General features: G+C 68.8%; 22 protein-coding genes and 4 pseudogenes. 12 read left to right on the top strand and 14 right to left on the bottom strand.

The genetic code is table 11. The annotated features are described in order from the left end of the window. Positions 1–3: 3 nt before the first annotated feature. The 5 genes and pseudogenes from ABZ919_RS14510 to ABZ919_RS14490 form a co-directional block, all read right to left on the bottom strand. Positions 4–360, bottom strand: a complete 357-nt coding sequence (locus ABZ919_RS14510; RefSeq protein WP_361247229.1) for a J domain-containing protein — start codon at positions 358–360, stop codon at positions 4–6. Between the two features lie 371 nt (positions 361–731). After that, positions 732–1,044, bottom strand: a pseudogene (locus ABZ919_RS14505) (hypothetical protein); the annotation flags it as partial. A 121-nt stretch (positions 1,045–1,165) separates the two neighbouring features. After that, positions 1,166–1,588 carry an Hsp20/alpha crystallin family protein gene (locus tag ABZ919_RS14500; protein WP_361247226.1) on the bottom strand — a complete coding sequence of 141 codons (423 nt, stop codon included), beginning with the start codon at positions 1,586–1,588 and terminating at the stop codon, positions 1,166–1,168. A gap of 221 nt (positions 1,589–1,809) precedes the next feature. Further along, the gene (locus tag ABZ919_RS14495) at positions 1,810–2,055 is read right to left on the bottom strand and encodes a hypothetical protein (protein ID WP_361247223.1); all 246 of its coding nucleotides are present in this window, start codon (positions 2,053–2,055) and stop codon (positions 1,810–1,812) included. 81 nt (positions 2,056–2,136) lie between these two features. Then, positions 2,137–2,724: an HdeD family acid-resistance protein gene (locus ABZ919_RS14490; RefSeq protein ID WP_361247220.1), complete on the bottom strand. Its 588-nt coding sequence runs from the start codon at positions 2,722–2,724 to the stop codon at positions 2,137–2,139. A 233-nt stretch (positions 2,725–2,957) separates the two neighbouring features. Here ABZ919_RS14490 and ABZ919_RS14485 point away from each other — a divergent pair, with 233 nt between their 5' ends. Further along, on the top strand, positions 2,958–3,380 hold the full coding sequence (locus ABZ919_RS14485; RefSeq protein WP_361247217.1) for an Hsp20/alpha crystallin family protein: 423 nt from the start codon (positions 2,958–2,960) through the stop codon (positions 3,378–3,380). A gap of 63 nt (positions 3,381–3,443) precedes the next feature. Continuing rightward, positions 3,444–3,623 carry a hypothetical protein gene (locus ABZ919_RS14480; RefSeq protein ID WP_361247214.1) on the top strand — a complete coding sequence of 60 codons (180 nt, stop codon included), beginning with the start codon at positions 3,444–3,446 and terminating at the stop codon, positions 3,621–3,623. An 801-nt stretch (positions 3,624–4,424) separates the two neighbouring features. Here the strand turns inward: ABZ919_RS14480 and ABZ919_RS14475 are convergent. After that, complete coding sequence (locus ABZ919_RS14475; protein ID WP_361247211.1) at positions 4,425–5,207, bottom strand: SDR family oxidoreductase; 783 nt, start codon at positions 5,205–5,207, stop codon at positions 4,425–4,427. A 400-nt stretch (positions 5,208–5,607) separates the two neighbouring features. Between ABZ919_RS14475 and ABZ919_RS14470 the strand changes: the two genes are divergently transcribed. The 4 genes from ABZ919_RS14470 to ABZ919_RS14455 all read left to right on the top strand — a co-directional run bounded on the left by ABZ919_RS14470 (position 5,608) and on the right by ABZ919_RS14455 (position 9,776). Beyond that, entirely contained in the window at positions 5,608–6,993 is a 1,386-nt protein-coding gene (locus ABZ919_RS14470; RefSeq protein ID WP_361247208.1) for an NADP-dependent succinic semialdehyde dehydrogenase, read from the top strand. A gap of 34 nt (positions 6,994–7,027) precedes the next feature. Further along, complete coding sequence (locus ABZ919_RS14465; protein WP_361247205.1) at positions 7,028–7,921, top strand: NAD(P)-dependent oxidoreductase; 894 nt, start codon at positions 7,028–7,030, stop codon at positions 7,919–7,921. Positions 7,922–7,976: 55 nt separating this feature from the next. Beyond that, the gene (locus ABZ919_RS14460) at positions 7,977–8,774 is read left to right on the top strand and encodes a maleylpyruvate isomerase family mycothiol-dependent enzyme (protein ID WP_361247202.1); all 798 of its coding nucleotides are present in this window, start codon (positions 7,977–7,979) and stop codon (positions 8,772–8,774) included. A 138-nt stretch (positions 8,775–8,912) separates the two neighbouring features. Next, positions 8,913–9,776, top strand: a complete 864-nt coding sequence (locus ABZ919_RS14455; RefSeq protein WP_361247199.1) for an SDR family oxidoreductase — start codon at positions 8,913–8,915, stop codon at positions 9,774–9,776. A 173-nt stretch (positions 9,777–9,949) separates the two neighbouring features. On the opposite strand, the gene ABZ919_RS14450 is transcribed toward ABZ919_RS14455, so the two are convergent. From ABZ919_RS14450 to ABZ919_RS14440, 3 genes are all read right to left on the bottom strand, one after another. Beyond that, positions 9,950–10,645 carry a type 1 glutamine amidotransferase domain-containing protein gene (locus ABZ919_RS14450; protein ID WP_361247197.1) on the bottom strand — a complete coding sequence of 232 codons (696 nt, stop codon included), beginning with the start codon at positions 10,643–10,645 and terminating at the stop codon, positions 9,950–9,952. A gap of 338 nt (positions 10,646–10,983) precedes the next feature. Then, on the bottom strand, positions 10,984–11,562 hold the full coding sequence (locus tag ABZ919_RS14445) for an FUSC family protein (RefSeq protein WP_361247194.1): 579 nt from the start codon (positions 11,560–11,562) through the stop codon (positions 10,984–10,986). After that, positions 11,562–12,326 carry an alpha/beta hydrolase gene (locus ABZ919_RS14440; RefSeq protein WP_361247191.1) on the bottom strand — a complete coding sequence of 255 codons (765 nt, stop codon included), beginning with the start codon at positions 12,324–12,326 and terminating at the stop codon, positions 11,562–11,564. Before ABZ919_RS14440 ends, ABZ919_RS14445 begins: the two co-directional genes overlap by 1 nt. Before the next feature lie 743 nt (positions 12,327–13,069). Between ABZ919_RS14440 and ABZ919_RS14435 the strand changes: the two genes are divergently transcribed. Next, positions 13,070–14,080 carry an aldo/keto reductase gene (locus ABZ919_RS14435; RefSeq protein WP_361247188.1) on the top strand — a complete coding sequence of 337 codons (1,011 nt, stop codon included), beginning with the start codon at positions 13,070–13,072 and terminating at the stop codon, positions 14,078–14,080. A 56-nt stretch (positions 14,081–14,136) separates the two neighbouring features. Next, a complete protein-coding gene (locus ABZ919_RS14430; RefSeq protein WP_361247185.1) occupies positions 14,137–14,556 on the top strand; it encodes an SRPBCC family protein in 420 nt (139 codons plus the stop codon). Here the strand turns inward: ABZ919_RS14430 and ABZ919_RS14425 are convergent. Then, positions 14,553–14,942: a YbhB/YbcL family Raf kinase inhibitor-like protein gene (locus ABZ919_RS14425; protein WP_361247182.1), complete on the bottom strand. Its 390-nt coding sequence runs from the start codon at positions 14,940–14,942 to the stop codon at positions 14,553–14,555. The genes ABZ919_RS14430 and ABZ919_RS14425 overlap by 4 nt on opposite strands. Before the next feature lie 315 nt (positions 14,943–15,257). On the opposite strand from ABZ919_RS14425, the pseudogene ABZ919_RS14420 reads away from it, so the two are divergent. Continuing rightward, positions 15,258–15,529 (top strand): annotated as a pseudogene (locus tag ABZ919_RS14420) (IS5/IS1182 family transposase); the annotation flags it as partial. 419 nt (positions 15,530–15,948) lie between these two features. Beyond that, positions 15,949–16,044 (top strand): annotated as a pseudogene (locus tag ABZ919_RS14415) (IS5/IS1182 family transposase); the annotation flags it as partial. Between the two features lie 59 nt (positions 16,045–16,103). Here the strand turns inward: ABZ919_RS14415 and ABZ919_RS14410 are convergent. After that, on the bottom strand, positions 16,104–18,878 hold the full coding sequence (locus tag ABZ919_RS14410; RefSeq protein WP_361247179.1) for an AAA family ATPase: 2,775 nt from the start codon (positions 18,876–18,878) through the stop codon (positions 16,104–16,106). A gap of 1,013 nt (positions 18,879–19,891) precedes the next feature. Between ABZ919_RS14410 and ABZ919_RS14405 the strand changes: the two genes are divergently transcribed. Next, positions 19,892–20,350 (top strand): SRPBCC domain-containing protein, encoded by a 459-nt coding sequence (locus ABZ919_RS14405; protein ID WP_361247176.1) that lies wholly within the window; start codon positions 19,892–19,894, stop codon positions 20,348–20,350. Continuing rightward, entirely contained in the window at positions 20,347–20,691 is a 345-nt protein-coding gene (locus ABZ919_RS14400; protein WP_361247173.1) for a metalloregulator ArsR/SmtB family transcription factor, read from the top strand. Before ABZ919_RS14405 ends, ABZ919_RS14400 begins: the two co-directional genes overlap by 4 nt. Before the next feature lie 17 nt (positions 20,692–20,708). Here the strand turns inward: ABZ919_RS14400 and ABZ919_RS14395 are convergent. The 3 genes and pseudogenes from ABZ919_RS14395 to ABZ919_RS14385 form a co-directional block, all read right to left on the bottom strand. Next, positions 20,709–21,292 (bottom strand): annotated as a pseudogene (locus ABZ919_RS14395) (IS5 family transposase); the annotation flags it as partial. A gap of 31 nt (positions 21,293–21,323) precedes the next feature. Next, complete coding sequence (locus tag ABZ919_RS14390; RefSeq protein ID WP_361247170.1) at positions 21,324–21,665, bottom strand: peptidoglycan-binding domain-containing protein; 342 nt, start codon at positions 21,663–21,665, stop codon at positions 21,324–21,326. Between the two features lie 1,309 nt (positions 21,666–22,974). Next, a complete protein-coding gene (locus ABZ919_RS14385; protein WP_361247167.1) occupies positions 22,975–25,239 on the bottom strand; it encodes a LuxR C-terminal-related transcriptional regulator in 2,265 nt (754 codons plus the stop codon). Positions 25,240–25,620 lie beyond the last annotated feature (381 nt).

The raw sequence follows: 25,620 nt of genomic DNA, 5'->3' as shown, positions 1-25,620 counted from the left end.
GTCTCACCCGCCGGGAATCCACCGGACCGGACCCGCACGCAGCGGCGGCTCGGGACGCACATCCGCGAGCACCACCGCGTACCGCCACACGGACCGCGCCGGCACGGTGGGGACAGCTCTTCGGTCAGACGCCGGCAGCGTGCGCTCGAGGCGCTGGTCGTAGGCCGCCCGCAGGATGGGATCGCGCAGCGTCTCGTACGCCGACCGCACTTCACCGAACCGTGCGGCGGTGTCCGCGTCCACTCGGGTATCGGGGCGCAGTTCCCGCACGCGGGCTCGGAAGGCCGAGGTGATCGCCTCGGCCGTCACCGACGGCTGCACCCCCAGCACCGCGTACAGGTCCGATTCCTGCTCCCGCACGTCCGGCCACCTCCTCGCCCATCCTGAGCTGCGGCTTCATGTCCACTTGCCTACCTTCTTGAAATAAAACTTGAGTCTTGCCTTGTCAAGTCCGGGGGAGGTGCAGGGGGGTGCCCGCGGTACTCCCGTGACTGCGCGCGACGCAGAGTGGCGCTGTCGGCGAAGGAGTGGAAGCAGAGATGAAGGGCGTCTGACTTCGCGGCCCCGAGCGGCACACCGCGCCGATGCTCCCGGCGGGCGCGCAGGATCTCTTCGGATTGGTGTCGGGGTGGGTGACGTGTGGTGCGATCAGCGGTGGAGGAAGAGGAGCGTCAGCAAGGTGCTCCCTCTCGCCGTCCGCGCCCGGCCGTGCGGGGTGCGCGTCATGCCCCCTACGGCCCCCGCAGCCGCACGGCGTCATCGGCGATCGCGGGCGGCTGCTGCACACGCGTCTTCCTTCCCGCGTTTCCGGTGCGAACAGCGGCACGGCGGCCGCCTCTCGTCGAGGAACGCAGCCGAACAGGGGCGGCGCACCCAAGGCGGACGGCCCGTTCCCCGTCCGGACAGGGCACCCTGCCCGCATCCTGGACGCGGTTGCCCGGGTTGAGTGTGCCGGACGGCAGCAGGGCTGCGAGGCGGTCGTCGAGCTCGCGTTGGATGGTGCGGCGCGCAGGGGCGGGCGCCGAACTCGGGCTGATGGCCGATGTCGGCCAGCAGATCGCCTGCGCCCTCCTGTCTGACGGCCGGTGTGCCCCGAGAGGCCAGGGACGGCGTCAGGGCCCCGGACTGGTGCCCGAAGCCCTGAAGCAGTGGTGTTGCTATGGCGTCAGCTGCCCAGTTCCTTGCGATCGCTGCCGCCGCTGATGGCGATCTTGCGGGGCTTGGCCTGCTCGGCGACCGGGATCTGCAGCCTCAGCACACCGGCCTCGTAGGAGGCTTCGAGCTTGTCGGCGTCGAGGGTCTCGCCGAGGAACAGCTGCCGGCTGAACGTCCCCGCGGGCCGCTCGGCGATCACCGTGTCACTGTCCTCGCCGTACGCCGACTTGCGTTCGGCCTTCACGGTCAGGACGTTGCGCTCGACATCGAGGTCGATCGACTCGGGGTCCACGCCCGGCAGGTCCAGCTCCACGAAGAACGTCTCGCCCTCACGCCAGGCGTCCAACGGCATGCCCGCCGGGTGCGCGGCCGTGCCCCAGACCCGCTCGACGAGCCGGTCGAGCTCGCGGAAGGGATCTGTACGCATCAGCATCTTCATCCCTCCTTGTCCTCCATCTCGCGCCCTTCGCTCTCTTCTGAGGTCCACTGCGCCGGAAAGTTGACAAGTGGGGGCTCAACTTTTATCGGCACTGTTGGTAGTGGTCTGCCGCAGCCAGGCTGCGTCGGCCTCCGGCTCGGGGGTGGACACAGCCAGACGGGCGTAGGGGGCGTCGTGGCCGAAGGTCGTCATGACGCGCACTGGGCCCTGGGCGCTCAGGGCGGCGAAGTCCGGCCCCGACTGTGCTCCAGCTCGCCCACGCACCAGCGCCCCGGGCGGAAGCGGTAGCAGGGCCCGGGATGCGGGCGGACCGCGCGCCACCAGTGCGGCTCCACGCGGACCTCGTCCACGAACTCAAGCGGCAGGCGCACGCTGCGGCGCCGCGGCGCCAGCGCCCACCGCCACGGCAGACGCACCACCAGATCGCCGCCGTCGGTGTGCAGCCGCGTCACGATGCTCACCTGCCTTTCGGTAAACGTGCCGCACCGCAGGCCCCTGCGGGCCTGCGGTGCGGCGCCCTGGGGGTGCGGGGAGCACGGTGGTCAGTGGGCCACGCGGGCACCGGACGTCGGCCTGGTCCACGACCGCGAACCGTGCTCGGCAAGAGTGCGGTACTCCCGCCAGCCCGCGATCAGCCACAGGCCGCCCGCGATCAGCGCGTACACGCCCAGCACCAGGGCGATGGCCACGGCGCCGGCATCCGGGCGCAGCCAGAGCAGCACACCCGCCGCCACTGACACGACGGCGGAGGCCCGCCACCACCACGCATGCCGCAGCTCGTGCCGCATCCGCGTGGCGACCCACAACTCCAGGCATCCCGTCACGATGGCCCGGGCGCCCGCTGTGACTACCAGCGCCAAGGCCGTCAGGCCCGGCCACAGGGCCGCGACCAGTCCGGCCACCACCCCCAGGGTGCCGGCCGCCGCACAGGCCGCGGTGGGTCGGCGTTCATGCCGGTGGCGCCACGCCGTAGCGATGAGCATCGCGCCGTCCACCAGGGCGTACGCGCCGAATACCCAGGCCAGGGCCAGCACCGTCAACTGCGGCCAGAGCAGCGCCAGCACGCCGAAAACGACCGCCGAAACGCCGCGGGCCCCCAGCAGCCAGACACTTTTCATCTCTTCCGTCACCAGCTCCTCCCTTCCGGCCTTCCCGTGCGCCGACCGCCCAGGCCGCCCCCGGCAGCCAAAGCCGTCGGTGCACCCGGACAGTCACTGCATGTGATAGTGAATTGAGTCTCCCTGTGTCAACTTCGTGCAGTCGGCACTTGTCAGTGAATCTCTTGTCGGTTATACGGATAGCCGGTACTCGATCGTCGGGCCGTAGCCCCTGCGGCCTGCCTTCAGGGAGGGAGAAATTGGACATGCTTGCGCGTACGGGCGGTCTGGGCGATCTCGAACGCCTCACCCATCAGCTCGCGCATCCCGCCGCCCCGGCCGGCACCGTCATCCCGGCGGATGCCTGGCGCGACGACGAAGCGCTCTACCTGCAGTTCGACCTGCCCGGCATGGACCGCTCCACCATCGAGCTGACCACGGAACAGCACGCGCTGACCCTGACCGCCGAGCGGCCTTCCCCGATCCCGGCCGACGCCCGTGCCGTACTGACCGAGCGGCCCACCGGCCGGTTCACCCGTCGACTCGCCCTGTCCGACGCCCTGGACACGGCTGCCGCCGAGGCCGCGTACGACAACGGCGTCCTCACCCTGCGCATCCCGCTGGCCGCACACGCCAAGCCCCGCAAGATCGCCGTCTCCGGCGGCGCACCCAAGCAGCTGACCGCCTGAGAGCTCCCTGGCCCGCCCATCCCATCCCATCGCATCGCATCGCATCGGAAGGAGGCTGAATCCGTGGGCGCCCTGCTGTGGCTGCTCATCCCGCTCGCCGTCGGCATCGCCGCCGGCGTCTGGGCCTGGAGCACCGGACACCGCAACCCCAGCCCGCCCGACCACGACACCTGGGAAGATCTCGACCGCTTCCAGCGACTGCGGGCCGTCCTGAGCGCCAATGAGCACTGCAAGGCGGCGTGAGCCAGGTGATCGCGGGACCGAGCGAGCCGCATGCACCCTGCGGGGCTCCCCACTGCGGGCGAGGTCGTCGGCGTCGATACGCGACGCCAGGGTCGCCCAACCGGCGCGCCATCGCGGGCGGTTGGCGGCCGCCGAAACCGTGCCGTGCTTCAGCGGCGCCATACCCGGCGGGTATGAGTGCCCGTCGGGTATGAGTGCCCGTCGGGTAGTCGATCAGAAGCCCGAACTCCGTGGCGGCCTCTTCCGGGCCTGCACACACCCAGGACCGTGCGCGCCCGGCGACCACGCTCTGGTGCACAGGCTCTCCGCCCGGCTCGCTCGTGACGTAGGCCATGAGCGGGTGTCGTGGGAAGTCCTTCCGGCCCCGCTCGGAGCATCGCAACAGTCACGGCCACGTCATGGTGTGCGAACGATGCATGGGGCACAGTGGCGGGCCGCTGGGGTGCTCGGGATGGCGAGCAATGCAGTGGCGAGGCGTAGCCTGCGGCCCTGACTCCGCCACATCCGTCCGGCAGCACGGCGTGACGAGGGGCTGAGGCTGTGACGTCCACCGCCGTCCCGGCAACTGCCGATGTCGGGGTTCTGGGGGAGCGGATGCTGCTTCGGAGGCCATGTGCGCCACTTCCTCGTGTGCGGTGGGGACGTTTGCGTGGCGGCACACCGTAGGAAGGTGCAGGTCATGCGCACATGCGGAAGCGGGTGACACCGCACCGGGGCAGCCCGCCCGCCGATCGTTCGGCAGCCCTGATGCGGTGGACGGGGGCGTGATACCCAGCAGGGGCTCGACGTTCCGTGTCCGCCTCAGGACGGCTGGGCCGTCGGCATGATGGTGACCTGCTGCAGGTTCACCCGCGGCGGGAGCGAGGCGAGGAAGCCGACCGTCTCGGCGATGTCCTGGGGCGTGAGCCACTCGATGGTGTCCTTCGAACCCGCCAGCCAGTCCAGGGCGCCCTGGTCGGTGACGTGGTCCTGCAGCTCGGTGCCGACGATGCCCGGCTCGAGCGCCGAGACGCGGACGTTCTTCGGCCCCAGCTCCACGCGCAGATGCCGGGAGAGGTGGGTGACGTACGCCTTGGTACCGGAGTAGACGGCGAAGTTCGGGAAGATGTTCTGGGCGGCGATGGACGACATGTTGATCAGGTCGGCCACGCCGCGCTCGCCGGCGGTCTTCACCAGTTGCGGCACGAACGCCGCGATGGCGTTCATCAGACCGGTGACGTTCAGGTCGATCTGGTGCCGCCACTGGTCGACGGCTAGCTGCTCGATGGGCGCGGGCAGCATGACGCCGGCGTTGTTCACCAGCAGATCGGCGCCGCCGTGCTCGGCCGCGACCCGGTCGGCGGCCGCCTGCAGGGCAGCGGGGTCGGTCACGTCCCCCGGGGCTGCCGTGGCGCTGCCGCCGTTCTTCTCGATGCGGCCGACCAGGTCGGTCAGCCGGTCGGCCCGCCGGGCCAGCACGACGACGTGGGCGCCGAGGGCGGCCAGCTTCTCTGCGGACGCCTCCCCGATACCGCTGGAGGCACCGGTGACGACCGCGACGCGGCCCTGGAGCGGCTGGATGGCGTGCGTGGACTGCGTGGACATCGAGTCTTCACCTTCCGGACGAGCGGGCGAGAATGCCGCCGTGTCCCCCCGGAGCACACTCCAAGTACACCAGCCGACTGTCCCGGTCGCACGACGGACGGCTGCCGTCTCGGAGCACCGCACCACTGCACTGCATAAGCGACACCACGAACGCGAATAGAACGCGAATAGCTCCCATTCAGCACGCCGCGTTCGGCGGCTCTCTTGTCATTTCCGCGCCGCTAATTTCAAATAGAACCGCAAGGCTGATTTCAAATAGCACCACGAGCGGGAGATCGATCCGGGCCCGCCCTCTGCGGCGTGACGCCAACGATATTTGCCTACAGAGGGGCCGTGGTGTCTCACGCAGAGCGACATGACACCTTTTGCTAGAGATGAACGACGGATCTAGCCTCATTTTATGGCTATCGCTACCACGAATCCGGTGACGGGCGAGGTCATCAGGACCTTCGACGAACTCACCGCCGAACAGCTGGACGACAAGCTGGCGCGGGCCGCCGCCACGGCAAGGTCCTATCGCCTCACGAGCGTTGAGCAGCGCGCTCAATGGCTGAACCGGGCAGCCGAGGTGCTGGAGAAGGACGCTGACGACGTCAGCCGCATGATCACCACGGAGATGGGCAAGACGCTCCGGGCCGCCCGCGAGGAGGTGGCCAAGTGCGTCCACGGACTGCGCTTCTACGCCGCCCACGGCCCGGCATTCCTGCGGGATCTGCGGACCGACGCCGGGAACGTCGGCGCCAAGGAGTCCTTCGTGACGTACCAGCCGATCGGCGTGGTGCTGGCGGTGATGCCGTGGAACCTGCCGCTGTGGCAGGCGATGCGCTTCGCCGCGCCCGCGTTGCTGGCGGGGAACGTCGGGGTGCTCAAGCACGCCTCCAACGTGCCGCAGTGCGCGCTGTACATGGAGCAGCTCTTCCGTGAAGCAGGATTCCCGGACGACGTGTTCCAGACGCTGCTGATCTCCGCGCGCCGGGTCGAGGAGGTCCTGCGCGACGACCGGGTGGCGGCCGCGACGCTCACCGGCAGTGAGCCGGCGGGACGTTCGGTGGGCGGGATCGCCGGTGACGTGATCAAGAAGGTCGTGCTCGAACTCGGCGGCTCCGACCCGTTCATCGTCATGCCGTCCACGGATCTGGACCGGGCGACCGACGTGGCGGTCAGGGCGCGGACGCTCAACAACGGGCAGTCGTGCATCAACGGCAAGCGGTTCTTCGTCCATGAGGACATCGCCGAGGCGTTCCTGGAGGAGTTCACCGCGAAGATGGCGGCCCTGGTGGTGGGAGACCCGATGGAGGACGCCACGGATGTCGGTCCGCTGGCGACCGAGTCCGGCCGGGCGGACGTCGAGGCGTACGTGGACGACGCGGTCGGCAAGGGCGCGACGGTGTTGACGGGTGGGAAGCGTCCGGACCGGCCCGGCTGGTTCTTCCCGCCGACCGTGCTGACGGGCATCACGGACGAGATGAAGATGTTCCACGAGGAGGTCTTCGGCCCGGTCGCCCAGGTGTGGACCGTGGCGTCCCTGGAGGAGGCACTGGAGATCGCCAACGGCCACCCGTACGGTCTGGGTTCGAACCTGTGGAGCGAGGACCAGGCGGAACGGGACCTGTTCGTCCGGGATGTGCAGTCCGGTATGGCCTTCATCAACGGCAACACCACCAGCTACCCCGAAATCCCCTTCGGCGGGGTCAAGCGCAGCGGCTACGGACGCGAACTGTCCGACCTCGGGATGCGTGAGTTCATGAACGCCAAGACCGTCTGGATCGGGCAGGACGCCGCCTGAGCGCGGGCGGGACCGTCACCACGGAGGTGGGAGCATGAGCGGCAGCAACACCGCCCGGGGCCGTCCGGAGGTGGCGGTCCTCGGGATCGGAACCATGGGCGACGCCATGGCGCGGAACATCGCTGCGGCCGGGCTGGGGCTTCGGGTGTGGAACCGCCGGCGGGCGGCGGCCGAGCCGCTGACCGAGGTCGGCGCGGTGGTGTGCGACACGGCGGCTGAGGCCTGCCGCGGGGCCAAGGTCGTGCTGACCATTCTCGCCAACGAGCGGGTGGTGTCCGAGGTGATGGACCAGGCCCGTGACGGTCTGGACCGGGACGCTGTGTGGCTGCAGTGCTGCACCGTCTCGCCCGAGGGCAGCCTGCGCCTGGGGGAGCAGGCCGATGGACTCGGCGTCGGCTTCGTCGAGGCGCCGGTGCTGGGCACGCGGGAACCGGCCGTCGCCGGCACCCTGACCATTCTGGCCGCCGCGTCCCACATGTGTGCCGGCGAGCGTGTTCAGCCGGTCCTGGACGCGGTGGGCACGCGCACCGTCTGGCTGGACCACATCGGGCAGCCCAGCAGCCTCAAGCTCGCTTACAACGCGTGGGTGCTGACGACCGTCGAGGGCATCGCCGAGTCCCTCACCCTGGCCGACGCGCTGGGTGTCGACCCCCACCAGCTGATCAACGTCATCAGCGGCAGTGCGCTGGACAGCAAGTACGTGCAGTCCAAGGGCCCCAAGATGATCAGCGACGACCTCGACACACCGTCCTTCCCGCTGGAGGCGGCGGCGAAGGACGCCGCTTTGATCACCGAGTCTGCTCACGGTGCCGGGCTGCGGCTGGGCATCGCGGAAGTCGTGCGTGACCGGTTGCAGTCGGCTGCCACGCACGGTCAGGGGCGGGCGGACGTAGCGGCCACGTACCGGCTGTCGCGACGGGCGGCCTGATCGAGCTGTCCCTCGGACACCAGCCCGCGCTTGGGCCCGCCAAAGGGAGGCATTGATGACACGAGCAGGCGTCGCGTCGGCGCGAACGAGCAGCGCGCAGCTCGCGGACATCGTTCCACGGGTGGATGACGAGCAGTGGGAGTCGCCCTCCGCCTGCAAGGGCTGGCGGGTCATCGATGTGATCGCCCACCTGGCGGCCCTCGCCCATGAAGCGGTCGAACCCCCCACACCGGACCCGTCCTGGCCGCAGGTTCGCGAGCGCTACCACGACATGCGGGTCGACGAGCGCCGTGGCTGGAACCACCGTGAGGTGATCGACGAGTGGAGGCGCTACACCCCCCGGCAGTTGGAGCTCCTGGAAGCGGGCCAGACGACACCGCAAGCGGACGACCCGATACCGGTGCCGGGCTTGGGAACCTACCCGCGGCATCTGCTGGCCAACACCATGGCGTTCAATGTGCTCTGCCATCTGCGTTACGACCTGCTCGCCCCCCGGGGGCCGCTGCCGTTCACGGTTCCGGCGCCGACAGACGAACTGGTGGCTCCGGCCGTGGAGTTCATGCTCGCCGGGGTGCCGCAGATGCAAGGTCACGACCTGGACGCCGCGGTCACCGAGCCGCTCGTGCTGGACCTGACCGGCCCCGGCGCCACGACGGTCACGATACTGCCCGCCGAGGGCGGGCACGCCGGGCTGACTGTTGCGCCTGGCGCCCTCGGCTCGACCCAGGTCCACAGCAGCGCGGCCGACTTCATCTGCTGGGGTACCACCCGCACTCCGTGGCGCGACCACTGCGAGATCACCGGGGACGCCGCTGTCGCCGAGCCGTTCCTGGACCGACTCGACATCATCTGACACGCGATCCCGTTCTTCGAAGAGGTGGTTGTAAGCGGCAGCACCGTTCCCGCCATGGAAATGCACAATAGATCCGATAAGACCATTGGTAATCTCATGATCACGCGAACCGGATAGGCGAAAAGGAAGTGTGTCACCATGTCGAATTCGTCGCTGAAGAAAGTTCTCGTTACGGGAGCGGGTTCCGGCTTCGGTTTCGAGGCGGCCATGCGGCTGGCCCAGAAGGGATTCGACGTCATCGCCAGCGTCGAGATCTACGCCCAGGTTCAGACCTTGAAGTGGCAGGCGGCCGAGCGGAAGGTCGACCTGCACGTGGAGAAGCTCGACGTCACCAACGACGGCGAGCGGCGCAAGGCTCTCGACTGGGGCGTGGAGATCCTCGTGAACAACGCGGGCGTCGGAGAAGGAGGTTCGACGGTCGACATCCCCGGCGCGAACATCCGGCACCAGTTCGAGGTCAACGTCACGGGGCCGCTTCTGCTCACCCAGGGGATCGCCAAACAGATGGTCAAGCGCGGCGAAGGCCGTATCGTCTGGGTCTCGTCACGGGAGGGCCTGAACGTCAATCCGTTCACGGGTATCTACTCGGCGTCCAAGCACGCGATCGAGGCGATCGCCGAGACCATGGCGTACGAGCTGCAGGAGTACAACATAGAGGTCGCCACGGTGAATCCGGGGCCGTTCCTGACCGGCTTCAACGACCGGATGTTCCAGACGTGGGAGAGCTGGGAGGACGACCCCTCGGAGCGGCTGTTCGACTACTCCGAACTCGCCTTCCCACGCGCGCAGTTCGACCCTGAGCCGGTCTTCGCCACGTTGACGGCCGTGGCGGCCGGCGAGGTCGACAACTTCCGGAACCTGGAGCCGAAGTCGATGATCGAGGAGACCAAGCAGCTGCAGCAGGTTCCGTGGGAGCGCAAAGTCACCGATGGCCTCGGTACCCGGCATCCGGCGATCGAGAACGCCTACAAGATGAAGCCGGAGACGCCGGTCTCGGCTTGAACCGGCATCGCAGCGACGTGGCGCCCCCGGCAACGGCCCATGGCACCAACCGCTCGAAACGCCGCAGTCGCTCAGATGGAACGCGGGGCGCGACCCTGGCCGCGCCCCGTGGTGCCGAAACCGTGGTTGCACCACGGGCCGCGGGCTGAGCCGCTGCGACGCCGTCAGGCCCGTCAGGCGAGGACTTCGAGGAGTCGTTTGCCGAGGACCCCGGCCGAGCGCGGGTTCTGGCCGGTGATGAGGTTACGGTCCTCGACCATGTACGGCTCCCACTTCGGACCCCGGCTGAAGTCGACCCCGAGCTTCTCCTTGACGTCGGTCTCCAGCAGCCACGGGGCTCGGGGGGCCAGCCCGACGCCCTCCTCCTCGTCGTTGGTGAAGGCCGTGATCTTGTAGCCCTTGAACGGCGAGACGCCGTGGATCCGGGTGGCCAGCATCGCGGCCGGGGCGTGGCACACGATCGCCAGCGGCTTGCCCGACTGCAGTTGCTCGGTCAGCAGGCGCCCAGTGTCGGGGTCGAACGCCAGGTCCTGCATCGGCCCGTGGCCGCCCGGCAGGTAGACGGCGTCATAGTCCTCGAGCCGCACGTCCGAGAGCTTGAGCGGCCGCCGCATGCCCTCGGCGTCGCGAATGATGTTCTCCTGCTCCAGGGCCCCGTCCTCACCACCGTTGAAGGACGGGCGCAGGCTCATCATGTCGACGGTGGGAATCACGCCGTCCGGAGTGGCGATGACCACCTGGTGACCGGCATCCGTGAGGATCTTGTACGGGCTCGCGAACTCCTCCGCCCAGTAACCTGTGGCATGCCTCGTGCCGTCCTTGAGCACCCAGTAGCTGGCACCGCTGACGATGAACAGTACCTTCGCCATACCCCACGCTCCTTCGTCCCGACCTTCGCGCGCACGCGCGACCACGGTTGGGCAGTCCCAACGCCCTTCGCACGCTAAGCGGGCCATTGCTGTCGCGCACTTCGGAGCCGCGGGCTCGGAGCCCGAGCACCGCGAGCGGGCACGGTGGAGGCTCGAGGTGTCCTGGTCCTCGGCGGGACCACACGGGTGAATCCGGGTGCGACGAGGCTGCGGATCGAGCGATGAACAAACGCCCCTGCTCATCGGAGCTGCCCCGATGAGCAGGGGGTGCTGTGGGAGCCCGCGGCCTCGGCCATCGATCAGCGCTCGGACAGCTCACTTCGCGAAAGTGTGAGGAGTCAGCCGGCCTTCGTATTCGTAGGTGATCGATCCGATGGAGAGTTGCTGCCTTTGCCCGTCCACTTGCCGATCTGATTCACGATGACCAGCGTGACCAAGCCTGCGGCTACACCGATGGCCGTGTCCGCCAAACGCAGCAGCGGCTGTTTCCAGGCCCCGTGCGGGTTCAGTCCTGCGACGACCATGACGACAGTGGTGGTGATGGCTGCGGTCGCTTCGTCGCCGGGCCGTCCGATCAGCCCGGGTACCAGGACGCTCAAGCCCACGAGCAGGGCGAGGCCCCAGGCTTGGAAGGGCAGGAAGGCGAGGTACATCAGGCAGAGTACGAAGCTGACGAGCGTCGCCGACATGCGCGCGATCGCCGCTGTTGCACTCTCCCTTTTGCATTCCCGGACCACGAAAATCGTGGAGATCGCAGCCCACATGCCGCCGAGTTGCCCCTCCTCGTACGGCCGATGAGTGTTCGACCAGAACCTGGTGGCCGCCCAGTAGCTCAGCAGACTGGCCAGGCCGACCTCGATCGAGTACCTCAGCAGCTTTCCGGTCCCCGCTTTTGGTGAACTTGCCGTCACCGCCATTACTGGTAGCCGGAGTCGTGGGCCGCGCTGAGGATGAGATCCGTGACGGCTTGGGGGTGGGAGATCAGGGACACGTGCGAGGAGTTGATCTCCACTGTCTTGCGTGCGTGTGCGCGTTTGGCCTCGTACCGTTCGAGGTTCGGGTTGATGGCCCGGTCCTGGGTGCCGACGAGCACGTAGACGGGCTTGTCCCGCCAGGCTGCTTCGGTGAGTTTGTCGGTGAAGGCCGACTGTGCGATCGGGCGCTGTGTCGATGCCATGACGGAGGCCTGCTGCTGGGAGAGGTCCTGGGCGAAGGCGGCGTGGAGTTTGGCGGGCTGGATGTACACGTCGGTGCCCGTGGTGGCGTCGCCGTTGCGGAAGGGGACTTGCTTCAGCGCCTTGGTGAGCGGGGCTGCCGCGAATTTGCCGGAGAGGCTGGCGAAGGACTCTCCCTTGTCCGGCATGATGGCGTTGATGTACACCAGTGCCTTGACGTTGTCGACGCCGGCGGCCGCCTGTGAGATCACCTCACCGGCGTAGGAGTGTCCGACGAGGACGATCGGTCCCTTGATGGTTTTGAGGAGGCTGTTCAGGTACGTCGAGTCCTGGGGTATGCCGCGCAGTGTGTTCGGCGGGGCGATGACCGGGTAGCCGTCCTGCTGCAGGCGCTGTACCACTGCGTTCCAGCTGGACCCGTCGGCGAATGCTCCGTGTACGAGCACCACGGTCGGCTTCTGGGCCGTCGGGGCCCGACCGATATCGTCCGCGGCGTGAGTCGGCATCGGCACCACTGTCAGGGCGGAGAGCACCGCCACTCCAAGGGCCAGTCTGCACTGGCCCGATGTCAGGATTCCGGAGACGGTCATGTGCTTCCACTTCCTCGGCGTGCCAGCTGGACTTGGCCCTTTCGGCGACTGAGAACAGTGACGGTCGTGCGGAAGACGTCGGCCGCAGCCACCCCGATCGCCCTGTCCGGTCGGCTGCGCTGAGTCGCGGACCTCCTTCGCGGAAGTCGTAATGCTCCGACTCCGCCGCATGTCCCGGATCACCATGTTCGCGCGTCTCTGCTTGCCGCGCATTCGTTGCCGTGGAGGGGGACCGGTGGTGGGTGTGGTCGCCGCTCGACAGGCCGTCACTGTTGGACCGCGCGTTCTCGCCGAGCCGGATGCACCGCGCCGCATAGCGCTGGGGGCGCCGCGCTGTGGGCCGCGTGATGGTTCAAACGGGTGAAATTGCGAGCCATATCGCGTGGTCATACGGTGGACATTGACTGTCGCGATGACGCGTCCCGGGGCAGGTGAGGTCCTCGACTCCGACGAACTGTTTCCTGAGGAACCGGAGTGCGAGCTTGCCCGGGCGGTGGCCGCGACCGCCCCGCACCGGTTGGCGAATGTCGAGGAGCGGGCGGGGGTGGCTGCAGCATGTGGCCGAACGTCTGGTGAAGGAGATCGAGAGCGTCAGCCGGGTGATCGCCACGGCGGGACCCTCGGTGGCGTAGGCACAGGCACCGTGAAGGGGAAGTAGCGTGAACCTGCAAAAGATCCTCCCCGATCGGATCGGGTTCGGGACGGCTCCACTGGGCAACATGTTCCGCGCCGTCCCGGACGACGAAGCGAACGCGACGCTCGACGCCGCCTGGGACCAGGGCATCCGCTTCTACGACACCGCACCGCTGTATGGGGCAGGTCTGGCCGAAATCCGCCTTGGTGGGCTCCTTTCGAGCAAGCCCCGGAACGAGTTCGTCCTGTCGACGAAGGTGGGCCGGGTCATCCTGGACGAGATCGAAGAGGGTTCCCATGATCTGGGGGAGAAGGGCAGTCTGTTCGAGTTCGGCCGTCCCAACAAGATCGTGCACGAGTGGACGGCAGAGGCAACCGAGCGTTCGCTCGAAGGCAGCCTGAAACGACTGGGCGTGGACCGGCTCGACATCGTGTGGGTCCACGACATCTCCCAGGATTTCCACGGCGACCTGTGGCTGCAGAAGTTCGAGGAGGCCCGGACCGGCGCCTTCCGGGTCCTCTCCCGGCTGCGCGACGAAGGCGTCATCAAGGCGTGGGGTCTCGGGGTCAATCGCACAGAACCCGTCGAGTTGGCCCTGGCCCTGGAAGAGCCCCGGCCGGACGGCTTCCTGCTGGCCGGGCGCTACACGCTGCTGGATCACGCTCATGCTCTGCAGAGACTGCTGCCCATGGCCGTCGAGCAGCAGGTCAGCATGGTCGTCGGTGGTCCGTACAGTTCCGGTGTACTCGCCGGCGGTTCCCACTTCGAATACGCTGACGCTTCCACCGAGATCGTGGAAAAGGTCCAGCGTCTGAAGGATCTCGCGGACCGACACGGGGTGAGCATGAAAGCCGCGGCCCTGCAGTTCAGCCTCGCTCACCCCGTGACTGCTGCCGTCATTCCCGGTGCGACCAAGCCCAGTCGCATCGCCGAGGACCTTGCCGCCCTGCATGAGCAGATCCCGGCTGACTTCTGGCGTGAACTGCGGGAAGCCGACCTGGTCAGCCCGCAGGCGCCGCTGCCTGGCGGCGTCTGAGCCCGTGCGCATACCTCTCGTCCGGCAACGGAAACCAACGAGCTCTGGAGAACGTCATGGCATCGACATCCGTCAGCCGGACCGTCTCCGCCTCACCCGCACGAGTGTGGCAACTAATCGGTGGCTTCGGCTCTCTGCCCGACTGGCTGCCCTACATCTCCGACAGTGACCTCGTGGAGGGCGGCCGTGTCCGACGGCTGAAAAACCCCGACGACGACGTCATCATCGAGCGCCTGGTGGAGTTCAACGACGTGGAGCGTCACTACAGTTACACCATCTTGGAAGCACCTTTCCCTGTCGTCGGCTACCTGTCCACCCTGCGCGTGCACGGGGTGAGCGGTGCCCCTGACAGCGCCGAAGTGCAGTGGTCGGGCCGTTTCACCCCCGAAGGGAAAGCGACCGACGGCGAAGTGATTGCTCTTTTCACCGAGATCTACCGAGATGGCCTCGAGGCACTCCACAACACAATCGGCTAGGACACCTCCAGTTCTTCCACATCGACGGCGTGCACCACAGGGAAGTAGCGGTCCGGCCCGTTGCCTGGAGGAGGCGCCGGACCGAGATACCTTCTGCGGCCGGCGTCGTTGGGCAGCGTCACCGCGCTGCCAGCCAGGTCGCCTACGCCTCCTGCACCGGCCGGTAGGTCGGTCACGACGGGAAGGTTGGCGACGGCCCAATGCCAGAAGCCTGAGGCGGCGGGCACGTCGGGGTCGAACATCGCGACCGTGAAACTGCGCGTCTCCTCGGGAGACCCGGACCAGCTCAGTTGCGGTGAGATGTCCGATCCGCCCGCTCCCAAAATGCCGCTCACCTGCTCCAGGGCCAGCGGCTCACCATTGGCCACCGACTCCGAGGTCAGCAAGAAGCTCCTGATCGGCGGCCTGTGGTCGTAGGGACAGGGTGTGATGACGCCACCCCCTCGCATTCGGGCGCATGCTTTTGTGCTCCGCGGCCAGCCCCACCGCTGGACATGCTCGCCCTCGGCGGGCGTCACCCGCGCCCGCCGAGGCGGTGCTCTGCGGGCGGGCTGCTGCCGTGGCAGGGCTTGCTGGACAGACGTTTCACCGGTGCGAGCACTGACGTTTTCGACGCAGGAGGCACGCGGCGGCACAATCGTCTCAACGAGCCCGTGCCGCCGCAGCACTCCCCACCATCAAGGGTTGATTTAGGCGGGGACGGCATCCGCAAGGTGTGGGTCGACGGCGGCTACCGCCAGCACCTCGTCGAGCACGCGGCCGCTCTCGGCATTGACATGGAAAACAGTCAACGCAAGAAAGGAAACGCTGGGCAGCCGAGCGGACCTACGGATGGCTCGTGCTCCACCGACGTCTCGCCCGCGACTACGAAACCCACTCCCACCGCTCCGAAGCCATGATCCACGTCGCAATGATCGACCTCATAAGCGGACGCCTCACCCGCGAGACCACCCCGAACTGGTGCGACACCTAATCGGCCTCGGGACCGTCCCGGTCCCCGCCTACCCCCCGCAGGGCCTGGACGCGTTCTTCCAGGAGGTCAACGCAGTCGCGGAGATCTGGCCGCGGCAGACCAGCGCGCTCACGCATCAGTGCGATGGCCCGAACGTGGCGTCTCGCAGCCACCAGTTGGTCCACATCCCGCTGGTCCTCGGCCGAGAACCGACCCCACAGAGAATCGTTCATCCTCACATTGAATCGCTCGGCAGCACCGCCTGTCTCACAATATTCCCGCAGGTGGGACAGCTCCCTTATCAAACACCACTGCTGGGACAAAACGCTCTTTGAGTCCTGCGAGGACAACGCCGCCCAGCGATATTAGTGACCCCTGACCTGACCTGACCTGACATGGCCGTCATCGTGCCATGCCGTCGATCTCTGAGAGATCTCGCTGTGGCTGGTGTGATCACGGCGTCGGAGTCGTCCTGGACAGCCCCGTTCAGCGGGCTGAGCCTGCGTCAGTTCGGCAAGCTGATCACCGCACTACGAGGCAATGGGGGCGGATCCTGTACGCCCGTCGCTGCCCAGTCGAAGAACTCTGTTCGGCGTCAGCGCCGTAGTTCCTCAGCGTCCGCACGGCCCGGCTCCGCTGTCCGTTCTTCCCTCTGCACCGAGGTGCGCAGTTCACTCGGGCGGAAGCCCGCTGCGGCGATCTCCGCGTGCGCCCGCGCAGCGAGATGTTCCGCGCCGCACCTCTTCGCCAAGTCGGCACCCTCGAGTGCCAGTTCCGCCGCCCGGTCGGCACGGCCGCAGCGTCTGAGGCCGATGGCGAAGTCGACCAGTGCCTCGGCGTACAGGTACTGATTCGGGGACTTGGTGAGCGTCTCCACCGCACGCTCCAGCAGCGCCAAGGCGTCCTCGTCCTCGGACACCGCCGCGCTGAAGCGCAACGCCTCACCTTTGGCGGTGGGCGTGTCGTAACGCTCCGCTCGGCGCAGTGTCTGCGCTGCGAGAGCGCGGGCGCTTGCGGGGTCCTCCGGGGCGAGGGCGACGGCGAGGTGTCCCGCCCAGGGGCACCAGGTCGGATTGAGTATGCCTTTGGCCTCCAGTCGTTCCCCGGCGGCCGTGAGTTGGGTGATGGCTTCCTTCCGCCGGCCGCGGACGAGCAGCAGGCGTCCGTACAGCGTCTGGGGATCCGGGAAGACCACCGCGTTGGGGTAAGGGGGCGCGAAGTCGTGCATTTCGGCGACGTTCAGCGCCTCCTCGAAGTGGCCGCGGGACAGCAGGACGTCGAGCAGCAGACCGACGGCGTACCACTTCGCGGGCAACCTGGGTCCGACGCGGTCGGCCAGCCGGACTGCCTCACGCGCGCAGCGCTCGGCCTCGACGAGCAGTCCGCGCCGGAAGTGGACCAGCCCGAGGAGGCTGAAGGCGAAGGAGAGGTGGGCTCCGCTCCATCCGACCTGCTGGCACTCGGCGATGGCGGAGCTGAACAGCTCCTCTGCGCGGTCGCATTCGTCGGCGTACATGTACCCGAGCGCGGTAATGCTGGGCAGCTCGAAGCCCCAGTCAGGGTCGGTATAGCTGAGCCCCACGGCGCGTGCGGCGACGGCCAGGGCGTGTTCAGCCGGCTCACCTCGCAGCGTGGCATCCCAGGTGCGCAGGCACAACAAGGCCTTCTCTCCCATGTTCTGCCCGGGCAGATGCTCGGCGAGCCGCGCGAGCCGACGCGAACGGACAGGCGCCTGTTCCTCCTGTGTGTCAAAGACCTGCCACAGGTGGTGTGCGGCCTGCAGGCGCAGCCGCGCCCCGTGCGTCCGTGCGGTGGCGGCCTCGGCCCCGACCACAGCGGCTGCTTCACCGAGCTGGTCGTTGTGGGCGAGAGCCTGGGCCAAGCGGAAGGTGGCGTCCTCTCTCAGCGTGGGGTCGAGGTCGGGAAGCTCCAGGGCCGCGGAGAGGTGGTTGACCGTGGTGGCCGGGGAGGTGAGCAGGGCAGAGCAGCCGAGCTCGTAGAGCACGGCCGCACGCTCCTCGGCCGGAGGCGGTTCGCGCAGCGCACGCTCCAGGCAACGGTGGGCGGCGTCCGGAGCACCTTGGCGAAGGTTCTCCCGCGCGGCCGCGCGCAGCTGCTCCACGGTGTGTGGGTCGTTGCCCGGATGGGTCTCCAGCAGGTGCCGGGCGGCGACAGTGATGTTCAAGCCCGCGTCGGTCACCGCACTGGCGGCCTGCCCGTGTATGGCGGTGCGCATCGCCGAGGGGATGGCCCGATACACGGCAGTGGCGATGAGCGGGTGGACGAACTCGAGGGTCCTGGTGCCGGTCAGGATACGAGCGACTCGCAATGTGTCCGTGGCGTCCTGAGCCTCGGCCGGTGGCAGCCCGGCCACCGAAGCCGCCAGTTCGGGGGAGATCTCGGTACCGAGTACGGCCGCCGACCAGGCAAGCCGCACGGCCCGGTTGCCGAGCCTCTCCAGTCGCTTGACCAGTCCGCTGCCGCGGGACGACGCACCCAGGTCTCGCAGCAGATGAGCCGACTCCTCGGAGGGGGTGAGTCCTCGGTCCTGGACCTTGGCGACGAGTTCGACGGTCTCATAGGGATTACCGCCGGTGACGGCCCAGCACTCGCGGCAGAAGGGATCGTCCGCGTCCGGCCCGAGTGCGCCGCGGACGAGTTTCGCGACCGACTCAGGGCTGAGAGCGCGCAGGGTGATCGGGTGTGACCCGCGGCCGCCGACCAGTTCGCGGAACGCCGCTGCCTCGGCCGGCAGTTCGTCCGGACGGTACCCCAGGACGATCAGGACGGGAAGTTCCTGCACTCGCACGGCGAACGTGGCCAGCCAGGTGAGGGACTCCGCATCACCCCAGTGAGCATCGTCGACGACCGTGATGATCGGCGCCTTGCGCACGGCGAGCTGGGTGAGGACCCAATCCAGACCGTCCCGGACGCCCTGCGGATCCGGTACGGCGGTACCGGCCTGCTGAGCGAAGAGGCCGACGGCCGGCCCCGCGATCTCGTACCAGCCCCCGAAGATGTCGCGACGCTCGGGCTCGGTGCAGGATGCCAGGACAGGTTGCAACAACTGGCGGACGACATGGAAGGGAACCGTATGCTCCTGCTCGCTGCCGCGTGCGGACAGGACGGTGCACCCGCGGGCAGCGGCCATGCCTCGGATCTCGGCCAGCAAAGTCGTCTTGCCCAGTCCTGCGGCGCCGCTCAAGAACAGCAGCCCGCCACGTCGACCACCGCTGTCCGCCCCGGTGCAGAGTGCCTCCACCGCCTTCCGCGCGGCGGCGACCTCATCGTCACGCTCGTACAGGGGCGTTCCCGCCCTGCTGGGGCCCGCCGAACCCACTGGCCTCTCGTTGCGCTCCTGCTCCGGCACGCTGTTCCCCTCGCTGCCCGGCCTGTTGGTCAGCCTAGCGAGGTGGGACGACGTGCGGTAGAAATATGCAGGAACCGTGTCGGCGGCCTTCACGGCAGGGAGCCGAAGTGGTAGGCCGTGAGCGCCACCGCAAGGCGTACCGGTCGAGTCGCAATCCTGGCGCGCCGCCTACTCGGTGACCACGAATGTCTGCGAGAGAACGGCGCGGTGCGGGGTTCTCGGCCCCGCGGAGAAACTGCCGACGCAGCGCCGGGACCCGAGGAGGGACGGGCGGGTGACGGCGCGGCCAGGGTTGCGCGGGTCGCAACTGAGCTCCCGGTCGCTGCGAAGACGGAGATCGCGACGGCGATGGAGAGGACCGGCGTGACGGCCGCCGGTGCCGCCGTGTGGAGACGGCCGCGACCAGGTCCTCGCCGTCGGGACGCGGGTCCTCGGGTGCCCGGTCCGCAAGGCCGGCCGGTACGGTGGCGCTGAACGCGGCCACCGCGGCAGCGCTGGGCTGCTCCTTCGGCCTGCGCTGGGGGTAGCAGGGAACCACATCGGCTACTGGTGGATGCTCTGTTCTCAGCGTTGACCCTGCGGACGGCTTCAAGTGGCGGGGTCGCGAAAATGTCCCTCCGCCATGGGGAAAGGCAGAGTGCCGGCGGCGCGGCCGTCGGGGAGTTGCCGGCTGTCACCCGTGATCCACTGCACTGTCGCCGCACCACCGGTCGGCGCGCTCCCCACGTCTGCCTCAGGCGGGCCACTCGCGCCGGCGGTCCGGGTGCCACAGCGCCGGCAGCGCGTGTGAAGCCCGCCGATGTCGCCAGGAGGCGGAGTCGTCTCATCGGTGTCGGGTCGGGCCTTCCCTCGTGCGGGGTCTGGTGAGAACTCCTAACGGAATGAGTACGTAGGACGCTCGAAGCCTGGAGGGACCCGAGCGACCACTCCACTCGTGCGCAACCGATCGGTTGCGCATGGGCTTCCGGATGTGCAACCTTTGGGTAGCGCATTCCGGATGAGATGAGGTTGCGGTGATCCCCGACACGATCGAACGCGCCGTCCTGATCAATGCTTCCAGGGAACGGGTCTGGTCCGTGCTGAGCGAGCCCGCTTTCCTCGGCCGTTGGTTCGGCAATGGAGAGCCGGTCAAGATCGATCTGCGCCCAGGCGGCCTCCTGGTCTTCGACCACGGCATCCACGGCGTGATTCCCGCCCGCATCCACGCGGTCGAGCCTCCGCGCCTCCTGTCCTGGCGGTGGTCGCAAGGCGCCGCAGGCGAGGAACCGGACGACTCCAACGCCACCCTGGTCGAATTCAGCCTGACCGAAGACGACTCCACAGGAGGCACCCGGCTCACCATGATCGAAAGCGGCTTCGCGCACCTCGGGCTGCCCACCGACGAGGCCACCGACCGGCACCGCGCCAACAGCCAGAACTGGCCCGGCAAGCTCGACCAACTGCGCGCAGACAGCGAACAGACCACGCCATGACCCGCACTGCCGAGGGCGTACAGGCCCCCGATGATGTGCTGGTGGCCCTGGCCGACCCGATCCGCCGAGAGGTCCTGGCCGTCCTGGCCAGCGAAGGCGCTGCGACCTCGACATCCCTGGCAGCAAGCCTCCCTATCACCCGCCAGGCGGTGGCCAAACATCTGGCCGTCCTCGACCGCGCCGGACTGGTACGCGCCCACCGGGCCGGACGCGAGGTCCGCTACGAAGCCGACCTGCAACCACTGAGGCGGGCAACGCGGTGGATGGACACCCTCGCCACCCAGTGGGAACACCGCCTCGACGCGATCAAGGATCTGGCGGAGGGGGCCACTGGGCCTTGAACTTCTGCAGCGCCGTCTCAAAGGCCCATCGCAATGCGGAGTCTTCTCCAGCGGATCAGTGCGCATCCGAGGCTGAGGAAGGCTTCGTGGATGTCGTCGCGTATCTCCCAGCGGATCCGCAGGCGGCGGAACCAGTGCAGGCGGGCGAACGCGCGCTCCACGACTCAGCGTTGGGTGCCCGGGCCGGATCCCTGCTCGGTGCCGCGGCAGGCGATCAGCGGCTCCACGCCGAGATCCCAGACCAGACGACGGTACTTGTCGTGGTCGTAGCCGCGGTCGCCCAGCACCACGTCCGGGCGGCGCCAGGGCCGGCCGCGCTTGCCCCGCACAGGCGGTACGGCTTGGAGGAACGGGATCACTTGGGTGACGTCGTTGCGGTTGCCGCCGGTTAGGGTGACGGCGAGCGGGATGCCGGTGGCGTCGGTGATCAGGTGATGTCTACTGCCCGCCCTGCCCCGGTCGACAGGGTTTCGTCCCGTCTTGGGGCCCCCTTCGGCGCCCGGATGTGCGAGCCGTCGACGGCCGCCCGGGAGAGGTCCAGGGGGTTCGCGTCGCGAAGCTTGGCAAGAAGGGTCTCGTGCAGCCGGGGCCACACCCCGGCCTCGGTCCGGGACCCGGCCTTCGGCCGCCGGCTACTTGGTCCGGAGCATGAGGGCAAAACGTGTGTTGTCGCCGTAGACCCCGGTCTCGTCGTCGTGGATCGCGTACCGCTTCTGAAACAGGGTCACTGCCGCTCGGACCTCCGCGTCGTATCGGCCGTCGATCGGGCCACCGTCGTAGATGCCGGGGATCTGCTGGAGACGTACCTGCAACTCGTAGACGCCATGGCCGCTGTCGCCCTGGCGCAGGACGCCCGTGCCCGGGATTTCGGGAAGCGGCGCGTCTGGTGTGCCGGGCTGAGGGCCGTTCGTCTGCCCTGCAGTCGGGGGAGAGGGGTCCTTCGGCGCGGGAGTCGCCGGCAGTGCGGGTTCCATGTGCCGCGAAGGTGAAGAGGAGGTCTCCGGGCCGGCGTTGTCGCAGGTCAGCAGCCAAGTAGCCAGGATCAGTCCGCTCGCCGCGCCTATCCCTAAGGTTCCGGCGATGCGTAGGCGCCTGCGGCTGGTGAATCGCCGCCCTCTGTCACCGGTCTTCCGCCCGTGTGCGCGGGCGGAAGGCCCAGATCCCTGTGCGGGGCCGGTGCCGAGCTGGTCGGACGAGACGGCAGGACAGTGGGGAACGTCCGGCCAGGCGATGCCCGGCGGGGGGTTCCCGCGGGGTGCGCTTTCCTGCCGGGGATCCGGAGTTGGGTGTGCCACGGCCGGTGCGACAACCTCCGGACCCGGTCCACCGGCCGTCGGCCGCTTCCCCACCGACGAGGGCGGGACGGCTTCCAGCTCGTCGGGCAGCCCCGATGGTTCCGCCACGACAGCCTGCGGAGTGTCCTGGCGCTGGCTGCCGGCCGGCAGCGGTCCATGGGCAGCTGGGCGGTGGGACCCGGGACGCTCTGGTTGCGTGCCTGATGACACACGTCTGACCGGCAGTGCCCGGCCGGATGCGGAGGAAGCCGGGGTTGAGGACGAGGACGAGGCCGGCTGGGACGAGCGGGCGTCCCCGGTCGGGTGACCGCACCGGCTCCGGGACCGACGCGGCCCCTCGGCGTGTTCCTGGCTGTCGTCGCGCAGGAGATCGGCGCGTGCGGCATCCAACGCGTCCAGCAGGGCTTGGAAAGAGTCCCTGGTCTCTTGCACGATGTCAGGGCCTGAGCCGGGAGACCGCTCAGGGTTGGCGTCGTTGTGACCCACCGAGTCCTCCTGAGTCTTGATTCTGACGGACCATTTCTTTCGTCTGCGGCGACCAGGTGCCAGAAGCCAGGTGCCAGGTGCCAGGTGTCGGGTGCCAGGTGTCGGGTGCCAGGTGTCGGGTGGCGGTGGCGGGTGGCGATCACTGCGAGGGCGGCCTCTCCGGCAGGGCGCCCCGGGCGGGCTTCCCTTCCTCTCCTCAGGGAGGCGATACGTAGGCCGCGCCGCTTTGTCTTAATCCTCCGGCTGGTATGTAACCCACGCCTCAGTCAGATCCAGGGCAGTGGTCCAGCCGCACACCGTGCTGGCGAGGCGGGCGGTGAACGCAGGCCCGCTCGAGCGTCGTGGGCACCGAGATTGATGTCGAGGTGGGTCGATGCAGGGGTCGGCGTGCCGTCGACGAACTCTCGTTCGTGTCGGACAGCGGGGGGTCACATCGGCATCCTGCCCATGCACATCCACCTGACGGAGACGTCTGCGACGCCCGCCACCTGCGGCGCATGCCCTACCCGGCCTTGGTCCGTGCGGCCACCCACAGGGCGATCTGCGTGCGTGACCGCAGGCCCAGCTTGTCGCGTACCTTGTCCAGGTGCGTGGCGACCGTGTGGGGCGAAAGACCGAGCCGCTCAGCGATCTGCCGGTTGGTCAGCCCATCGGCGACGAGCTCGGCCACCATGAACTCCCTTCCAGTGAGCCTGCACCGGTCGTCGACCACCTCCACGGCGTCGGTCGTCGTCCGGTGGCCCTCGCCCCTCGTCCGCAATGCGTACGCGACAAGCCGATCCCCGCGCAGTCGGCGGCCGCCGCTCACGGCCGCTTCCCGAGCGGCTGCCGGCAGTCCTGTTCTGGCACGCGCCACCGTTCGTTCCACCTGGCGTCGCCACGGAGCCTCGGACACGGTGTCGAGTCCGCGGCGTGCCTGCGCGCTCGCCTCGTACAGCAGGAGGGCCCGCCGCATGTCACCGTTTTCGGCCGCCACCAGGGCCAGGCCCTCCACCGGGTAGAGCGCGTGAAAACCTGCCCCGGGGACGATGCGCAGTACCTCGGTGAACAGCGCCTCGGCACTTTCCAGATGCCCCAGGGCCAGCCGCACGGCGCCCGCTGTGTGCAGAGCTGCCGCGACCCGGCTCCAGGGGGCGTGCTCCCTGAGAACGGGCAGGCAACGGGACATGAGTATGTCGGCCTCCAGTTCCCCGCCCGCTTGAAGCAGCGCCCACGCCAGGTGTTGGGTGCACCACGCGGTGTCCTGGGGTTTGCCCAGTGTGGCGACGACCCCCAGACACCGGCGCAGATCTTCGACGGCCGCGCCGAATTCCCCCCGGCACAGCCGCGCCGCGGCCCGCGCGTCCAGAGCGTTGGCAAGTCCGGCGGGGTGATCACGCGTGCGCTCCATGGCCACCGCCTGCTCGCCGAGGCGCAGTGCCTGCGCCAGATCGGCCCGCTGGCAGGCCACGCGCGCGGCGAGCGCCGGTAACGCCCCGCCGAGTGCCCGGCTACGGCTACCCGTTTCCCGCAGCAAACCCGTCAGCAGCGCGTGGGCGGCTGACGGCTGCTCCTGCTCGTAGTGCACGCGAGCCAGTTCCAGCAGCAGCCGTGGGTGCGAGGCACCGGCGCGGACGGTGGTGCCGGCCAGAGCCGCGGCGAGGTTGTCCCGTTCCACGGCCAGCGGGCTGCCGGCCTGGTCGGGGAACACTTCGTCGACGGCCCGGTCTGCCAGCCCGGTCAGCCACTCGAGGACCCGGCGCACGGTGATGTGCAGCTCGCCGGATGCGAGCAGGCGCTCCAGGGCGTAGGCGCGGATGGTGCTCAGCTGTCTGAATCGTGTGGTCTCCCCGTCTCCTGAGAGACGTGCGATCAGGGACTTGGCCTGGAGGGCACACAGGATGCCGAGCATCCGCGACGGGGCGATACCGCCACCGGCGCAGACCGCCCGCGCCGCAGCCATGTCGAAACCGCCGACGAGGACCGCAAGACGCCGGAAGACCGCCTGTTCGGCCGGATCGAGCAGTCGGTGGCTCCAGTCGATCGCGGCGGCCAGCTCGCTGTGGCGCCCGGGTCCGGTCCTGTGTCCGCCTGTCAGCAGGGACAGCTGGGACATCTGGTCGTCCAGTCCTGCCAGGATGTCACTCGGCGAAAGAGTGCCGGCCCGGCGCGCCGCCAGCTCGACGGCGAGCGTCAGACCGTCCAGTCTGCGGCAGATCTCGGCAACCGTCCGGCCGTTTCCACGATGGAGCGTGAATCCGGGTGAGCAACTCGAGGCTCTTTCCACGAACAGCCGGACGGCGTCCGCCCGCATGAGGACCAGCGGGTCGTCTCCGGCGTCGGCCGGCGGCAGCGACAGCTCACCGACCCGCAGCACGGTCTCCCCGGGGACCCGCAGGGCCTCCCGACTGGTGGCCAGGATCCGTAGCCGAGGGCAGCCTCTCAGCAAGGTCGCGATCAGCCCCGCGCACGGCTCGGCCAGATGCTCGCAGTTGTCCAGGATCAACAGCCGACGGGCGTCGCCGATCGCGTGGACCAGGACGCCGGCACCGGATTGTCCCGCCCGTTCCCCCACCGCCAGCGCGGCGGCGACGGACTGTGCGAGCGCGGCGCCGTCATGCAGGGCGTCGAGTTCCACCAGGTCGACCCGCCCGTGGCGGCCGGCCAGGCCCATGGCGAACTCCAGCGCCAACCGCGTCTTGCCGACGCCGCCGGCACCGGTCAGGGTCAGGAGCCGCGACGTCCTCAGCAGGGTGCGCAGCCGCGACAGCTCCGCCCGTCGGCCCACGAAGGAGTCGAGGGCCCGTGGCAGGCCGTGGCCCTGGGCGGGCGGGGAGGCGGCGTTCTGTGGGGGCGGTGACGCGCCCGCCTGCGCCCCGCGGACATCCTTGCTTGCCGAGCGTTGTCGGAACGCCCGTTGTCTGCATGCGCCGGAGCAGTAGCGAGCCGGTCGACCGCCGCGCGGTCGACCGGTCAGAGGGGCACCGCACGACTCGCATGTCATGCTTCGGTCATCCCCGATTCCCGCGTGCCCATTCCCGGGAGGAGATCCTCGCGCCCGTCACCGTGGCCGTTCGCGCCCGGTGTGGCCTGGCTGCACTCGGGCACCGGTGGAGGGTCGTACGTCTCCTGCTGTCCCTGTTCTTGCGCCCACGCACTCCGACACGTG

Source organism: Streptomyces sp. NPDC046759, assembly GCF_040645475.1.
Lineage (GTDB): Bacteria > Actinomycetota > Actinomycetes > Streptomycetales > Streptomycetaceae > Streptomyces.
The sequence above is the reverse complement of the archived record's forward strand: the minus strand, read 5'-3'. Positions and strand labels throughout refer to the sequence as shown.

What these genes read in the sequence shown, in the direction of transcription:
- ABZ919_RS14500 (WP_361247226.1), bottom strand. Translation starts at nt 1,588, where the DNA reads ATGCTGATGCGTACAGATCCCTTCCGCGAGCTCGACCGGCTCGTCGAG.
- ABZ919_RS14485 (WP_361247217.1), top strand. Translation starts at nt 2,958, where the DNA reads ATGCTTGCGCGTACGGGCGGTCTGGGCGATCTCGAACGCCTCACCCAT.
- ABZ919_RS14475 (WP_361247211.1), bottom strand. Translation starts at nt 5,207, where the DNA reads ATGTCCACGCAGTCCACGCACGCCATCCAGCCGCTCCAGGGCCGCGTC.
- ABZ919_RS14470 (WP_361247208.1), top strand. Translation starts at nt 5,608, where the DNA reads ATGGCTATCGCTACCACGAATCCGGTGACGGGCGAGGTCATCAGGACC.
- ABZ919_RS14465 (WP_361247205.1), top strand. Translation starts at nt 7,028, where the DNA reads ATGAGCGGCAGCAACACCGCCCGGGGCCGTCCGGAGGTGGCGGTCCTC.
- ABZ919_RS14460 (WP_361247202.1), top strand. Translation starts at nt 7,977, where the DNA reads ATGACACGAGCAGGCGTCGCGTCGGCGCGAACGAGCAGCGCGCAGCTC.
- ABZ919_RS14455 (WP_361247199.1), top strand. Translation starts at nt 8,913, where the DNA reads ATGTCGAATTCGTCGCTGAAGAAAGTTCTCGTTACGGGAGCGGGTTCC.
- ABZ919_RS14450 (WP_361247197.1), bottom strand. Translation starts at nt 10,645, where the DNA reads ATGGCGAAGGTACTGTTCATCGTCAGCGGTGCCAGCTACTGGGTGCTC.
- ABZ919_RS14445 (WP_361247194.1), bottom strand. Translation starts at nt 11,562, where the DNA reads ATGGCGGTGACGGCAAGTTCACCAAAAGCGGGGACCGGAAAGCTGCTG.
- ABZ919_RS14440 (WP_361247191.1), bottom strand. Translation starts at nt 12,326, where the DNA reads ATGCCGACTCACGCCGCGGACGATATCGGTCGGGCCCCGACGGCCCAG.
- ABZ919_RS14430 (WP_361247185.1), top strand. Translation starts at nt 14,137, where the DNA reads ATGGCATCGACATCCGTCAGCCGGACCGTCTCCGCCTCACCCGCACGA.
- ABZ919_RS14400 (WP_361247173.1), top strand. Translation starts at nt 20,347, where the DNA reads ATGACCCGCACTGCCGAGGGCGTACAGGCCCCCGATGATGTGCTGGTG.
- ABZ919_RS14390 (WP_361247170.1), bottom strand. Translation starts at nt 21,665, where the DNA reads ATGGAACCCGCACTGCCGGCGACTCCCGCGCCGAAGGACCCCTCTCCC.